The organism is Shinella sp. 1A1, assembly GCF_055379515.1.
In genome coordinates, this window is record NZ_AP039671.1 from 3,045,139 (window position 1) to 3,059,309 (window position 14,171).

The following is a 14,171-nucleotide window of genomic DNA, read 5'->3' on the forward strand; positions in this document are numbered from 1 at the left end:
CGTCAGAGCCCGATCGAAAGGTCGCGGCTCGCCGTGCGGATCGAGACCGCAAAGCCCGCGATGACGTCGATGAAGCAGATGGTCATCAGGATGAAGAAGATCTGCGTCGCCGCGCCCTGCACCAGCAGGAATTCGACCAGGAACACCACGAACAGCACCATCGAGAGCATGTGGTCGAGAAGGGCCCGCGAGCCCGGCCGCGTGGCCTTCAGGATCTCCACGAAGAGCAGCACGAGCGCGATCAGGATGAGAAGGTCGCCGAAGGCCATGGTCCATGTCGTGCCGGACAGCATGTTGACCGCCATCACCTCGCTGTCGAGCACGGCAACGCCGCCATTGCCGAAGAGGCCGGTCATGGCGAGGTTGTAGAGGGCGAAGGGAATGATCAGCAGCGGTATGGCCAGAAGCATGGGGCGACGGTCTCCTACGGCTGCGCCGGCGTGGCCAGCCCGTCCGGTCGTCTTAGCCGAAGAATCGGCTCAAGAAAATGTCGCCCGCAAAAGCGGCGCAAAAGAAAAGGCCCGGTTTCCCGGGCCTTGATCTCGGCTGATGCCGGAAAAGCGGATTATGCGCTTTCCTTCGGCGTCAGAACCTGGCGACCGCGGTACATGCCGGTCTTCAGGTCGATGTGGTGCGGACGGCGCAGTTCGCCCGAGTTCTTGTCTTCAACGTAGGTCGAACCCTTCAGAGCGTCTGCGGAACGGCGCATACCGCGCTTGGACGGGGTCGTTTTTCTTTTCGGTACAGCCATTTGACTAACTCCACTTATCGGGCAAACACATCCCTACGGCACCGGATGGGCGACAGGACATGCCTTTTTCTCGGAAATTGGGCCGGCTTATACATGGCAAAACCCTGCTTGACCAGTCCCCGTGCGGATTTTTTCGACTCCGCCGTCAGACCTCGTCTTCCGGCACGATCCAGGGCTCGGCGAGCGCCGCCGCCTGCCACCTCTGCCAGGCCGGGTGCGCCTTCATGCGCGCCATATAGGCAAGGATCGTCTCGTCCCGCGTCAGGCGATAGATCTCCAGCCGGTTGATCACCGGCGCATACATCGCGTCGGCCGCCGAGAAGCCGCCGAACAGGAACGGCCCGCCCGAGCGCGCCAGCGCGTCCTTCCAGATCGTCTCGATGCGGGCGACGTCCTCCGTCACGCCGTCGGCAAGGTCGATGCTGCCGGGCGTGCGGCGGATGTTCATCGGGCAGGCATTGCGCAGCGCACGGAAGCCGGAGAGCATTTCCATCGAGATCGCCCGCGCCTCGGCGCGCGCCACCCGGTCCTGCGGCCAGATGCCGGCATCCGGAAAGAGCTCGGCGACATATTCGATGATGGCGAGCGATTCCCAGACCTTGACGTCGCCGTGCTGCAGCAGCGGCACCCGGCCCGTCGGCGAAATCTTGCGGATTTCCGGGTTGCCGGCGGCAAAATCGAACGGGATCACCCGGTCGGTGAACGGCACGCCCGCCGCCGCCATGGCGATCCAGGGCCGGAAGGACCAGGAGGAGTAGTTCTTGTTGCCGACATAGAGGACGAGGTCTGTCATTTCAGGCTCCTTTAAGCGGGCTGGACCCTAGGCGCCCAGGACCGCGAGCGCCAATGAAAAGCCCTGAACTCACTCATAAAGGCACTTGATGTATTCGCCGGAACGGTTTGCGCGATGCTCGATCAGCCGCGCCAGCCGCTGCAGGCCGCGGCCTGGCTTGCCGGCATTGCGCTCGTAGGGGTTGGGCAGCGAGACGGCGAGAAGCGAGGCCTGCCGGCGCGAGAGCTTTGCGGCCGGCACGTTGAAATGGTGCTGCGCCGCCGCCTCGATGCCGTAGATGCCCGGCCCCCATTCGGCGATGTTGAGATAGATCTCCATCAGCCGCCGCTTGCTCCAGACGAAATCCGCCGCCACCGCCAGCGGCACCTCCATCGCCTTGCGCAGGAAGGAGCGGCCGTTCCACAGGAAGAGGTTCTTCGCCGTCTGCATGGGGATGGTGCTCGCCCCGCGCGTCTGCTCGCCGGCCAGCGCCTCGTTCACCACGGCGCGCATCTCGCCCCAGTCGACGCCGGAATGGCGGCAGAACTGCCCGTCCTCCGACATCATCACCGCCTGCACGAGATTGGGCGAGATATCCTCGAAGGAAACCCATTGCCGGTCATAGCCGCGCAGCAGCACGAGGTCGCGCAGCATCAGCGTGGAGACGGGGTGGACGAAGGCGAGCGTATAGAGGAGGATCAGCGCATAGGGCAGCGCGATCAGGGCCACCACGGCAAGGACAAGTCGGCGCCTGCTCCGGCGAAGCCGGCTCATCCAGCCGTCCCTCTCACCGGTTTCAACCTCCATGTCCGTCCGTGTTTCCGGTACGATGTCCAAGTGCCGGCGCCCATCCATCCCGCGTTGCGCCTTCATACCGTCCCGGCTCGGCAAAAACCAGCGCCGGGCCGCGATTCTTTGCCGCCATCCCGGCATTCCCGTTGCTTCGCCGGGGAGCCCATGCCAAAGAGCGGCGATGAGCGAACGTCACCAGGAATTCCAGTCCCTTCTCAAGAGCAATGCCGAGGCGGTGGAAGCCCTTCTCGAACGACTGCTCTCGGCCGAGATTGAGGCCGGCGAGATCGCCCGGCCGGAACGCCTGCTGGCCGCCATGCGCCACGGCGTGCTGAACGGCGGCAAGCGGCTGCGTCCCTTCCTCGTCGTCGAGTCCGCCGCGCTCTTCCCCAATGTCGAGCGCGAGGCGGCCCTGCGCATCGGCGCGGCGCTCGAATGCATCCATTGCTACTCGCTCGTCCATGACGACCTGCCGGCAATGGACGACGACGACCTTCGCCGCGGCCAGCCGACCGTGCACATCGCCTTCGACGAGGCCTTGGCCATCCTTGCCGGCGACAGCCTTCTGACGCTCGCCTTCGACATCGTCGCCGCGCCCGAAACACGCCTGCCCGACGCCACCAAGACGGCGCTGGTGCTGGCGCTCGCCCGCGCCGCCGGCATCGGCGGCATGGCCGGCGGACAAGTGCTGGACCTTGCAGCTGAAAAGCAGGCACCCGACGAGGACGGCATCGTCACGCTGCAGGCCATGAAGACGGGCGCGCTGCTGCGCTTCGCCTGCGAGGCCGGCGCGATCATCGCCGGCGCATCCGCGGAAGATCGCCGGACGCTGCGCCGCTACGGCGAGACGGTGGGCCTCGCCTTCCAGATCGCCGACGACCTGCTCGATCTCACCGCCGATGCGCAGACCATGGGCAAGGCGACCGGCAAGGACGCCGAGCGCGGCAAGGCCACGCTCGTTTCCCGCCGCGGCCAGGCATGGGCGGAAAATCGGCTGAAGGAACTTGTCACGGAGGCCGAGGCGCTTCTTGCGCCGTTCAGCCATCGGGCCGGAATCCTCGTCGAAACCGCCCATTTCATTGCCAATCGCAGGAACTGACGTCATGAGCAAATTCTGGTCGCCGATCGTCGCCACGCTCAAGCCCTATGTCGCAGGCGAGCAGCCGCGCATTCAAAACCTCATCAAGCTCAACACCAACGAAAACCCCTACGGCCCCTCGCCCAAGGCCATCGCCGCCATGCAGGCCGCCGTCGCCGACAGCCTCAAGCTTTACCCCGATCCGGGCGCGCTGGCGCTGCGCCAGTCCATCGCCCGCTTCTACGGCGTGGAAGCCGATGAAGTTTTCGTCGGCAACGGTTCGGACGAGGTGCTGGCGCACGCCTTCGTCGCCCTCCTCAAGCATGAGCAGCCGCTGCTCTACCCCGACATCACCTACAGCTTCTACCCGACCTATTGCCGCCTCTTCGGCATCGAGTCGGTCGAGATTGCGCTGAAGGACGATTTCACCATCGATCTTGCGGACTACGATCGCCCCGCCGGCGCGATCATCCTGCCGAACCCCAACGCGCCGACCGGCATCGGCCTGCCGCTCGCCGCCATCGAGAGGCTCGTCGCCGCGCATCCGGACCAGCCGGTGGTGATCGACGAGGCCTATATCGATTTCGGCGGCGAGAGCGCGATCCCGCTGACGAAGAAATACGACAACCTCCTCGTCGTCCACACGCTCTCCAAGTCCCGCTCGCTGGCGGGGCTGCGCGTCGGCTACGCCATCGGCCAGCGCCCGCTGATCAATGCGCTGGAGCGCGTGAAGGACAGCTTCAACTCCTATCCGCTCGACCGCGTCGCCCAAGCCGGCGCGGCCGCGGCCATCGACGACCGGGAATGGTTCGACGCAACGCGCGGCAAGGTCATCGAATCGCGCGAGCGCGTGACGGGCGCGCTGCGCCAGCGCGGCTTCGAGGTGCTGCCCTCGCAGGCGAACTTCGTCTTCGCTCGCCACCCGGGGCACAGCGGCGAGGCGCTTGCAAAAAGTCTGCGCGAGCGCGCCGTTCTGGTGCGCCATTTCGCCAAGCCCCGCATCTCGGATTTCCTGCGCATCACCATCGGCACGCCCGAGGAATGCGACCGGCTGATCGCAGCGCTGGAAGACATCCTCTAGGATCGCAAACCGCGACAGCGCCCCCCTTCCGGCCTGACGGCTGGAAGGGGGACATGTGGTGCAATTCTCCGGCTTGGAGCGCTTGAAACGCTCGGTTATCGTCCACTGACATTCAGCGGTGGCCCATGACCGACCTTACGCCCTACCTGCCCCAGCTTGCCGTCGCCTGGACGGCCTATTTCATCGCCACCGCCTCACCCGGTCCTGCGATCATCGCCATCATCGCAACGTCCATCAGCCAGGGCCGGCGCGCCGGCTTGACACTGGCGTCCGGCGTGCTGACGGGTTCCTACATCTGGGCGATCCTCACGGCATCGGGCCTTTCCGCCCTCATCCGCGCCTATGGCGAAGCGATCATCGTGCTGAAGATCGTCGGCGGTTGCTATCTGCTGTGGCTTGCCTGGAATGCCTATCGCGCGGCCCGCAAGAGCGAGGAGACCTATCGCGCGCAGATGGCGGCCCTGCCGGCGCTTTCGCCGCGGCGGCAATATCTCAAGGGCCTCGGCATCCACCTCACCAATCCCAAGGCGATCTTCAACTGGATCATGCTGACATCGCTCGGCATGCCGCCGGGCGCGCCGGGCGGCGTCATGGCGACCTTCATCGCCGGCTGCATGGTGATGGGGGTCTGCGTCTTCCTCGGTTTCGCGCTGGTCTTTTCGCTCGGCCCGGTCCACCGCGCTTACCTGAAGGCACGCCGCGGCATCGAAGGCGTGATGGCCGCCTTCTTCGCCTTTGCCGGCTTCAAGCTGCTGACGACGCGCCTGTAACTACTCGGCCGCCGCCTGACCCTGTCCGTAGCGCTTCTCGATATAGTCGTTGACCAGCGCCTCGAATTCGCCGGCGATATCGGTGCCGCGCAGCGTCATCGCCTTCTTGCCGTCGACATAGACGGGCGCGATGGGGAGCTCCCCGGTGCCCGGCAGCGAGATGCCGATATCGGCATGCTTGCTCTCGCCCGGCCCGTTGACGATGCAGCCCATGACGGCGACCTTGAGGCCTTCGACACCCGGATACTTCTCGCGCCAGACCGGCATGTTCTTGCGGATGTCGTCCTGAATCTTCTGCGCCAGTTCCTGGAAGACCGTCGAGGTCGTGCGCCCGCAGCCGGGACATGCGGCGACGACGGGGATGAACTGGCGAAAGCCCATGACCTGCAGCAGCTCCTGCGCCACCTGCACCTCGCGGGTACGGTCGCCGCCCGGCTCGGGCGTCAGCGAGATGCGGATCGTGTCGCCGATGCCCTGCTGCATGAGGATGCCGAGCGAGGCCGAGGAGGCGACGACGCCCTTGGTGCCCATTCCGGCCTCGGTAAGGCCGAGATGCAGCGCATGGTCGGAACGGGCCGACAGCATCGCATAGACGGCGATGAGGTCCTGCACGTTGGACACCTTGGCCGACAGGATGATGTGGTCGCGCGGCAAGCCGATCTCCTCGGCAAGCTCGGCCGAGAGCAGCGCCGACTGGCAGATCGCCTCGCGCATCACCTGCTGGGCGGTGAGCGGGAAACCCCTGTCCTGGTTCTCGTCCATCAGCCGGGTCAGGAGTTCCTGATCGAGCGAGCCCCAGTTGACGCCGATACGCACCGGCTTGTCGTGGCGGATCGCCGTCTCGACGATGGCGGCGAACTGGCGGTCCTTCTTGTCCTTGAAACCGACATTGCCGGGATTGATGCGGTACTTCGCCAGCGCCTCGGCGCAGGCCGGGTGATCGGCCAGCAGCTTGTGGCCGATATAGTGGAAGTCGCCGACGAGCGGCACGTCCATGCCGAGCCGCAGCAGCCGCTCGCGGATCTTCGGCACCGCCGCCGCGCTCTCGTCGCGGTCGACCGTGATGCGCACGATCTCGGAGCCGGCCCGGTGAAGGGCGGCAACCTGCGCCACCGTCGCATCGACATCGGCCGTGTCCGTGTTTGTCATCGACTGGACGACGACGGGCGCCCCGCCGCCGACGAGCACGCCGCCGACATCGACGCCGACGGACACGCGCCGCGGCTTCGGTTCAAAATCGAAGGAAAAGGACATTTTGGAGCCTCTTGCTCGAAAGCGGCCGCGCGGGCGCGGCCTTTGCCCTCAGGTGGATCAGGAAATGTGGCTTGTCAACCGTCAGGGCGATTTCAGTGCCGCTCGCGCACGTCCGCATGCACCGCGTGGTGCGAGAGCGCCAGCACGACGATGAAGAGGAGCGGCAGGAGCGTGAAGATCATCGCGAAGCCGACATGCTCGGCGATGAAGCCGATGAAGGAAGGCGCGAAGAGCGAGCCGGAATAGCCCATGACCGTCGCGACCGACAGCGCCACGCCCTGCGCATAGCCCGGCAGGTTGCCGGCGGCGGAAAAGGCGATGGGCACCATGTTGGAAATGCCGACGCCGCAGAGCGCGAAGCCGGCTATCGCCACATAGGCGTTCGGCGCCGTGCCGGCCACCACCATGCCGAGGATCGCCATGACCGTGCAGAAGCGCAGCGTCTTCACCGCGCCGAAACGGTCGCGCACATGATCGCCGGCAAAGCGCATGACGGCCATGGTCAGCGAGAAGGTGCCGAAGGCGAAGCCCGAAAGCGCCAGCGACGCGCCGAGTTCGTTGCGCACGTAGAGCGCGCCCCAGTCGAGGATCGCCCCTTCCGGCACCATGCAGAACAGCGCCATCAGGCCGATCAGCCAGGGCAGCGGCGTCAGCGGCAGGCGCACCTTCTGGCGCTCCTCGCCCGGATGGCGCGCATCGTGCAGGATGCGCGGCCAGACGAGGACCAGCATCGCCGCCCCGGCGACGGTGAGCAGGGCAGCATGGCCCATCACCCCGAGCGCCTCCATGAGGAAGCCGCCGGTTGCCGCGCCGATGAAGGCGCCGAGGCTCCAGAACGCATGGCAGGACGACATGATCGCCCGGCGCATGGCTTTCTCCACTTCGACCGCATTGCCGTTCATGGCGACATCCATCCCGCCCATCAGCCCGCCGAAGAGGAAGACGGCGATGGCGCCGAGCGGGATCGTCGGCGCGGCCGACAGCAGCAGCATGGTGGTGAGGAAGAGGATCGTCGCGCCCTTCGCCGTGCGCGTCGTGCCGAAATGGGCGATCAGCACGCCGGCGATCGGCATCAGGATCAGCGAGCCGATGCCGAAGCACATGATCATCAGGCCGAGCCCGGCCTCCGTCAGCCCGAAGCGCGCGGCGAATTCCGGGATCTTCGGCGCCCAGGCGCCGGCGAAGGTGCCGTTCAGCAGGAAGAGGCCCGACACGGCGAGCCGCGTCGGCGGAAAATAGGTCCCGGTGAAGGATTTGCCGGCAAGGGCGGTTTCGGACGTCGTCATGGAAGGTCTTTCGGGATTGCACCGGACTCAGCCGGCCCGCAGGGTTTCGATGCCGGCCACCTTCAGCGCGGCCGCCTCCTCGTCGTCCGCATCCGCCTCGATCACGACCTGCGCCACGCGGGAAAGCGGCACGACCGAATAGGGGGCTGCGGTGGAAAGCTTGTCATTGGTCGCCACGACCATCACGGTGCGGCTGCGCGAGGCGAGGAAACGCTTGAACTCCGCCTCCTCGAAGCTCCCGGCGGTCACGCCCACCTCCGGATCGATGCCGCAGACGCCGAGGACGAGGATATCCGGGCGCAGCGCCTCGGCATCGCGCATCGCCTTGGCGCCGATCGCAGCACCCAGGCGAGCGTCGATCAGGCCGCCGAGCTGGATGGTCGTAAGATCGCGCTCCAGGAGCGCGGCGGCGATGGTCGGCGCATTGGTGGCGACCGTCAGGCCTTGGCCGGCAGGCAGCGCGCGGGCGAGCGCAAGGTTGGTACTGCCGGCATCGAGGAAGACCGTGGCGCCTGCGGGAACCAGCGTCGCCGCCGCCCGCGCCAGCGCCGCCTTGCGCGCGCCGCCGATAGCCATGCGCTCGTTCATCGTGGTCGAAGCCGGCGAAATCCGCAGCGCCCCGCCATAGACCCGCTGGCAAAGCCCGGACGCCGCCATCTCGCGCAGGTCCCGCCGGATCGTATCCTCGGAAACGCCCAGCTCCTGCGCCAGCTCCGCCGCGATCACCCGCCCCGAAAGGTCGAGCCGCATGCGAATGAGCGCCTGCCGCTCGCCAAGAAGAAGATCCTGTACCGACATCACCAAACCAAATCATGCACGATTACGCATCAATACGCATGAATAGGCAAAATCGTCAATGAACAGGCAGGTCACGTTTCGTTGCAGGCGGATGCGGCCCGGCAAGTCTTCGAATGGCATAATGAGAAAGAATGTTCATCGCGTGGATCGTCGTGCCGGCGGCCGCCCTCCGCCAAAATCTTTCCCTTTCGCCAAAACATGCGCTAAGGGCATCAGCCATGATCAAGCCGGCCTCCACAGACCAGACCTTCGTCGTCCTTCTCGGCGGCGCGCTCGCCGTGACGCCGCGTCTTCGCGCGGATGTCGCGGGGGCCCGGACCGTGGCGGCGGATGGCGGCATGCGGCACGCCGCAGCGCTCGGCCTCACGCCCGAAATCTGGGTCGGCGATTTCGATTCCACGCCGCCGGAACTCCTGGCCGCCTGGTCCGCAATAGAGCGCCAGCCCTGGCCCGCCGCCAAGAACGAGACCGACGGCGCGCTCGCCGTTTCCGTCGCGGCGGAGCGGGGCGCGAAGAACATCGTGCTTGCCGGCGCGCTCGGCGGCGAACGCAGCGACCATGCGCTGATGCACCTCATTCACGCCGTCTCTCTGGAAGAGCAGGGCTTTTCCATCAAGCTCACCTCCGGCGAGGAGGAAGCCTGGCCGCTGCTGCCGGGCAGCCGCGAGATCGACCTGCCGAAGGGCAGCCTCTTTTCCGTGCTCGGCCTTTCTCCGCTCGCCGGCCTTTCGCTCGGCAACGTGCGTTACCCGCTCAGCGATTTCACGTTGCCCTTCGGCGCGTCCCGCACCATTTCCAATGTCGCGGAAGGCCCGATCCGCCTTTCGCTTGCCTCCGGCCGCGCGATCCTCATCGCCCGGCCCTATGACCTTTCAGGAGCCTGACCCTTGGCACCGCCGATCCTCAAACTCGACGACATCTTCCTCAGCTTCGGCGGCACGCCGCTCCTTGCCGGCGCGAGCCTGCAGGTGGAGCCCGGCGACCGTATCTCACTCGTCGGCCGCAACGGCTCGGGCAAGTCGACGCTGATGAAGATCGCCGCCGGCCTCGCAGAGGCGCAGTCCGGCGAGGTCTTCCGCCATCCTTCCGCGACGATCCGCTACCTGCACCAGGCCCCGGATTTCGACGGCTACGACACAGTCGCCGCCTATGCCGAGGCGGGCCTCGGCCCGAGCGACGACCCGTACCGCGTCACCTACCTGCTCGAACATCTCGGCCTTTCCGGCAGCGAGGACCCGAAGTCGCTCTCCGGCGGCGAGGCGCGTCGGGCGGCGCTCGCCCGCGTCATGGCGCCGGAGCCGGATATCCTGCTGCTCGACGAGCCGACCAACCATCTCGACCTGCCCACCATCGAATGGCTGGAAGGCGAGCTGCAATCGACCCGCTCGGCCCTCGTCGTCATCTCGCACGACCGCCGCTTCCTCGAAAAGGTCTCCAACGCCACCGTCTGGCTCGATCGCGGCCAGTCGCGCCGGCTCAATCGCGGCTTCGGCCATTTCGAGGCCTGGCGCGACGAGGTGCTGGAGGCCGAGGAACTGGAGCAGCACAAGCTCGGCAAGGCCATCGAGCGCGAGGAGCACTGGCTGCGCTATGGCGTGACGGCCCGCCGCAAGCGCAACATGCGCCGCCTCGGCGCGCTGCACGACCTGCGTGCCCGCTATCGCGGCCATAAGGGCCCGCAGGGCTCGGTACAGGCCAGCGCCTCCGACGCGCAGGAATCCGGCAAGCTGGTCATCGAGGCGGAAAAGATCACGAAGGCCTATGGCGAGCGCACCATCGTCGCCCCCTTCTCGATCCGCGTGCATCGCGGCGACTGCATCGGCCTCGTCGGCCCGAACGGCGCCGGCAAGACGACGCTGCTGAAGATGCTGACCGGCCAGCTCGAACCCGACAGCGGCACGGTGAAGCTCGGCACGAACCTGGAGATCGCCACGCTCGACCAGCGCCGCGAGGACCTCAACCTCGACGACACGCTCGCCCACTACCTCACCGACGGGCGCGGCGAGACGCTGCTGGTCAATGGCGAGCAGCGCCATGTCACCGGCTACATGAAGGAATTCCTCTTCCAGCCGGAACAGTCCCGCACGCCGATCCGCAACTTGTCGGGCGGCGAGCGCGCCCGGCTGATGCTGGCGCGCATCCTTTCGCGCCCGACGAACCTGCTCATCCTCGACGAACCGACCAACGACCTCGATATCGAGACGCTGGACTTGTTGCAGGAGATCGTCGCGGGCTTTGCCGGCACGGTGCTGCTCGTCAGCCACGACCGCGACTTCCTCGATCGCACCGTCACCTCCACCATAGCACCGGCCGATCCGGAAAGCCCGGATGGACGCTGGATCGAATATGCCGGCGGCTATTCGGACATGATGGCCCAGCGCCGCGGCGCGATCGAGGAGAAGCGCAAGGCGGAAAAGGCCGAGAAGGCCAAGGCCGCCGACACGCCCTCCGCTGCTTCCGCAGACGCGAAGGGCAAGGCAAAGCTCTCCTACAAGCAGAAATTCGCGCTCGAAAACCTGCCTAAGGAAATGGAAAAGGCCGAAAAGGAAATCGCCGCCCGCGAGGCGAAGATGGCCGACCCGAACCTCTTCACCAAGGACCCCGCCACCTTCAACAAGCTCGCCGCCGAGATGGAGAAGCTGCGCGACAGCCTGACGAAGATGGAAGAGGAATGGCTGGAGCTGGAAATGCTGCGGGAAGAGCTGGAAGGCTGAGGCATCCGCGCGCTCATCCGCCAACCTCTCCTCCGTAATGGTCGGGCTTGACCCGACCACCCACGCCACGGACCACGACGTCTCTTCAGAAGACGAAAAAGCGCCGCTGATTTTCCCCGCCCCGCCGGCCTCCGGTAGACTGGAAGCTGCCGGATTGATTCGCGCCCGCAGTGGCGTTATCAATATTCCCGTGGTGATTTGGCCGGCCGGCTTGCAGCCACGTTAAACAAGTCGCTAAAGGGCCGCGCGAGGAAGAGCCTTACGTGGACCGGTTGCGACATCGTTGCGGCCGGTTTTGTTTTGGATCGAGTTGAAACATGCCCATCAAGATTCCCGATACGCTCCCCGCCTTCCAGACCCTCGTCAACGAGGGTGTGCGGGTGATGACCGAAACGATGGCGATCCGGCAGGATATCCGCCCGCTGCAGATCGGGCTGCTCAACCTCATGCCGAACAAGATCAAGACGGAAGTGCAGATGGCGCGCCTCGTCGGCGCCTCGCCGCTGCAGGTCGAATTGTCTCTCATTCGCGTCGGCGGCCACCGCGCCAAGAACACCTCGGAAGAGCACCTCCTCGCCTTCTACGATACGTGGGAGGAGGTGAAGCACCGCAAGTTCGACGGCTTCATCATCACCGGCGCGCCGGTGGAAACCCTCGACTACGAGGACGTCACCTATTGGGACGAGATGAAGCAGATCCTCGACTGGACCGAGACCAACGTCCATTCGACGCTGAACGTCTGCTGGGGCGCCATGGCGGCGATCTACCATTTCCACGGCGTGCCCAAGCACACGCTGGAGGAGAAGGCCTTCGGCGTCTACCGGCACCACAACCGAAAGCCCTCCTCGGTCTATCTCAACGGCTTCTCGGACAATTTCGAGGTTCCGGTCTCGCGCTGGACGGAGATCCGCATCGAGGACATCCGGAACGTGGCGGAACTCGACATCCTGCTCGATTCCGACGAGACGGGCGTCTGCCTCATCCAGGAGAAGGCCGGCAATCGGCTCTATATCTTCAACCATGTCGAATACGATTCGACCTCGCTGGCCGACGAATATTTCCGCGATGTCTCGGCCGGCGTGCCGATCAAGCTGCCGAAGAACTATTTCCCGCACAACGATCCATCCCTGCCGCCGCAGAACCGCTGGCGGGGCCATGCGCATCTGCTCTTCGGCAACTGGATCAACGAGATCTACCAGACCACGCCCTACGACCTCGAGAAAATCGGAACGGGAGCCTGACCCATGAGCCGTGTCGTCGTTCGCCCTCTGCACAAGAATGATGAAGGCGAATGGCGCCGCCTATGGACCGCCTATCTCGCCTTCTATGAGACGGTCCTGCCCGAAGAGATCTTCGCCAGCACCTTCGCCCGGCTGACAGGCGAGGCGGCGGAAGGCGAATATCGCGGTCTTCTGGCGACGCTCGACGGCAAGCCAGTGGGCCTTGCGCATTACCTCTTCCACCGCTCCTGCTGGACCATCAACAGCATCTGCTACCTGCAGGATCTCTTCGCCGATCCCGAGGTGCGCGGCAGCGGCATCGGCCGGGCGCTGATCGAAGGCGTCTATGCCAAGGCGGAGGAAGCGGGTGCGCCGGAAGTCTACTGGATGACGCAGGACTTCAACGCCACCGCCCGCAAGCTCTACGACCGCATCGCCGACAAGACGCCCTTCATCGTCTACCAGAAGAATTTCTGAGGCAGCATCAAAAAGTATGACTTTTTGATTGCGGGTGGCGGCAAATAACGGCACGTTGCCGCCACAATGAACCGGATGCGGAGGAAACGGGCGGTGCGGGCAGGAAACGGGATCTTCGGCCATCTGGAAAACGGCGAGCCGGTCGAGCGCATCACGATCACCGGCGGCGGACTGACGGCTCATGTGCTCACATGGGGTTCCGTCATTCAGGATCTGCGCCTTCAGGGCCACGACGCCCCGCTCGTTCTGGGCTACGCGGACCTGCCCTCCTACCGCGCCCACTCCCCCTATTTCGGCGCGACGCCCGGCCGCTGCGCCAACCGCATCGCCGGTGGCCGCTTCTCCATCGACGGCACCGCCTACCAGCTCGAATGCAACGAGCGCGACATCACGCATCTGCACGGCGGCAGCGATGGCATCGGCCAGCAGAACTGGCGGATTGCCGATCAGGGCGCAGACTTCGTCACCCTGGCCGTCACGGACCTCGCCGGACGCGCCGGCTATCCCGGCACCGCTTCCATCACCTGCACCTACCGCCTCTCCGGCGACGGCGTGCTCTCCGTCGTCTACGAGGCGACGACCGATGCGCCGACGCCCGTCAATCTCTGCCAGCACAGCTATTTCATCCTCGACGGCAGCGCCGACGCCTTCGGCCACGAGATCCGCCTTGCCGCCGATCACTACCTGCCCGTCGACGAGAATCTCATCCCGACCGGCGAGCTCCGCCCCGTCGCCGGCACGCCCTTCGATCTCAGGAGCTGGACGCCGCTTTCCCGCCAGAAGGCGGCTGATGGTGTCGCCTTCGACCACAATTTCTGCCTCTCGTCCGAACGGCAGGCCAAGCGCCCCGTCGGCGCCGTACGAAGCCCGACATCCGGCGTCTCGCTGGAGGTCCTGACCACAGAACCCGGTGTGCAGCTCTATACCGGCGCCTATGTGGATTCGCCCGTGCCCGGCCTCGATGGCCGCCGCTATGGCCCCTTTGCCGGCTTCTGCCTCGAAACGCAGATCTGGCCGGACGCCGTCAACCACGACAACTTCCCGAAGGCGGTCCTGCGCCCCGGCGAGACGCTGCGGCAGGAGACGGACTACGTCTTCCGCAAGGGTTGACCACCCCGAACGGGTTGGCAAAACGCAAGGAAATCGAAACTTTTGTAGCGGACAACCGAGCCATATTG

General features: G+C 65.7%; 15 protein-coding genes and 1 riboswitch. Of the genes, 8 read left to right on the forward strand and 7 right to left on the reverse strand.

Annotated elements, in window-relative coordinates:
- Window positions 1–2 precede the first annotated feature (2 nt).
- From ACZ48C_RS14910 to mtgA, 4 genes are all read right to left on the reverse strand, one after another.
- On the reverse strand, window positions 3–410 hold the full coding sequence (locus ACZ48C_RS14910) for a hypothetical protein (protein WP_119259039.1): 408 nt from the start codon (window positions 408–410) through the stop codon (window positions 3–5).
- Window positions 411–565: 155 nt separating this feature from the next.
- The gene (rpmF, locus tag ACZ48C_RS14915; RefSeq protein ID WP_119257782.1) at window positions 566–751 is read right to left on the reverse strand and encodes a 50S ribosomal protein L32; all 186 of its coding nucleotides are present in this window, start codon (window positions 749–751) and stop codon (window positions 566–568) included.
- A 145-nt stretch (window positions 752–896) separates the two neighbouring features.
- On the reverse strand, window positions 897–1,544 hold the full coding sequence (locus ACZ48C_RS14920; protein WP_464781576.1) for a glutathione S-transferase family protein: 648 nt from the start codon (window positions 1,542–1,544) through the stop codon (window positions 897–899).
- Window positions 1,545–1,613: 69 nt separating this feature from the next.
- Window positions 1,614–2,396, reverse strand: coding sequence for a monofunctional biosynthetic peptidoglycan transglycosylase (gene mtgA, locus ACZ48C_RS14925; protein WP_413251102.1), 783 nt, complete (start codon window positions 2,394–2,396; stop codon window positions 1,614–1,616).
- 100 nt (window positions 2,397–2,496) lie between these two features.
- On the opposite strand from mtgA, the gene ACZ48C_RS14930 reads away from it, so the two are divergent.
- The 3 genes from ACZ48C_RS14930 to ACZ48C_RS14940 all read left to right on the forward strand — a co-directional run bounded on the left by ACZ48C_RS14930 (window position 2,497) and on the right by ACZ48C_RS14940 (window position 5,244).
- Entirely contained in the window at window positions 2,497–3,414 is a 918-nt protein-coding gene (locus tag ACZ48C_RS14930) for a polyprenyl synthetase family protein (RefSeq protein WP_464781577.1), read from the forward strand.
- 4 nt (window positions 3,415–3,418) lie between these two features.
- Window positions 3,419–4,474: a histidinol-phosphate transaminase gene (gene hisC, locus ACZ48C_RS14935; RefSeq protein ID WP_464781578.1), complete on the forward strand. Its 1,056-nt coding sequence runs from the start codon at window positions 3,419–3,421 to the stop codon at window positions 4,472–4,474.
- Between the two features lie 125 nt (window positions 4,475–4,599).
- Window positions 4,600–5,244 carry a LysE family translocator gene (locus ACZ48C_RS14940; protein WP_464781579.1) on the forward strand — a complete coding sequence of 215 codons (645 nt, stop codon included), beginning with the start codon at window positions 4,600–4,602 and terminating at the stop codon, window positions 5,242–5,244.
- Here the strand turns inward: ACZ48C_RS14940 and ispG are convergent, their stop codons facing one another.
- The 3 genes from ispG to ACZ48C_RS14955 all read right to left on the reverse strand — a co-directional run bounded on the left by ispG (window position 5,245) and on the right by ACZ48C_RS14955 (window position 8,582).
- On the reverse strand, window positions 5,245–6,498 hold the full coding sequence (gene ispG / locus ACZ48C_RS14945; RefSeq protein WP_464781580.1) for a flavodoxin-dependent (E)-4-hydroxy-3-methylbut-2-enyl-diphosphate synthase: 1,254 nt from the start codon (window positions 6,496–6,498) through the stop codon (window positions 5,245–5,247).
- A 92-nt stretch (window positions 6,499–6,590) separates the two neighbouring features.
- Complete coding sequence (locus tag ACZ48C_RS14950) at window positions 6,591–7,784, reverse strand: MFS transporter (protein ID WP_464781581.1); 1,194 nt, start codon at window positions 7,782–7,784, stop codon at window positions 6,591–6,593.
- Between the two features lie 27 nt (window positions 7,785–7,811).
- Window positions 7,812–8,582, reverse strand: a complete 771-nt coding sequence (locus tag ACZ48C_RS14955; protein ID WP_464781582.1) for a DeoR/GlpR family DNA-binding transcription regulator — start codon at window positions 8,580–8,582, stop codon at window positions 7,812–7,814.
- A 218-nt stretch (window positions 8,583–8,800) separates the two neighbouring features.
- Between ACZ48C_RS14955 and ACZ48C_RS14960 the strand changes: the two genes are divergently transcribed.
- From ACZ48C_RS14960 to ACZ48C_RS14980, 5 genes are all read left to right on the forward strand, one after another.
- Window positions 8,801–9,466 (forward strand): thiamine diphosphokinase, encoded by a 666-nt coding sequence (locus ACZ48C_RS14960; RefSeq protein ID WP_464781583.1) that lies wholly within the window; start codon window positions 8,801–8,803, stop codon window positions 9,464–9,466.
- A gap of 3 nt (window positions 9,467–9,469) precedes the next feature.
- Window positions 9,470–11,296 carry an ABC-F family ATP-binding cassette domain-containing protein gene (locus ACZ48C_RS14965; RefSeq protein WP_464781584.1) on the forward strand — a complete coding sequence of 609 codons (1,827 nt, stop codon included), beginning with the start codon at window positions 9,470–9,472 and terminating at the stop codon, window positions 11,294–11,296.
- Between the two features lie 180 nt (window positions 11,297–11,476).
- Window positions 11,477–11,554: riboswitch (SAM riboswitch) on the forward strand.
- Window positions 11,555–11,613: 59 nt separating this feature from the next.
- Window positions 11,614–12,537 carry a homoserine O-acetyltransferase MetA gene (gene metA / locus ACZ48C_RS14970; RefSeq protein WP_464781585.1) on the forward strand — a complete coding sequence of 308 codons (924 nt, stop codon included), beginning with the start codon at window positions 11,614–11,616 and terminating at the stop codon, window positions 12,535–12,537.
- 3 nt (window positions 12,538–12,540) lie between these two features.
- Window positions 12,541–12,993, forward strand: a complete 453-nt coding sequence (locus ACZ48C_RS14975; RefSeq protein WP_464781586.1) for an N-acetyltransferase family protein — start codon at window positions 12,541–12,543, stop codon at window positions 12,991–12,993.
- Between the two features lie 75 nt (window positions 12,994–13,068).
- Window positions 13,069–14,103, forward strand: a complete 1,035-nt coding sequence (locus tag ACZ48C_RS14980; RefSeq protein ID WP_464781587.1) for an aldose epimerase family protein — start codon at window positions 13,069–13,071, stop codon at window positions 14,101–14,103.
- Window positions 14,104–14,171 lie beyond the last annotated feature (68 nt).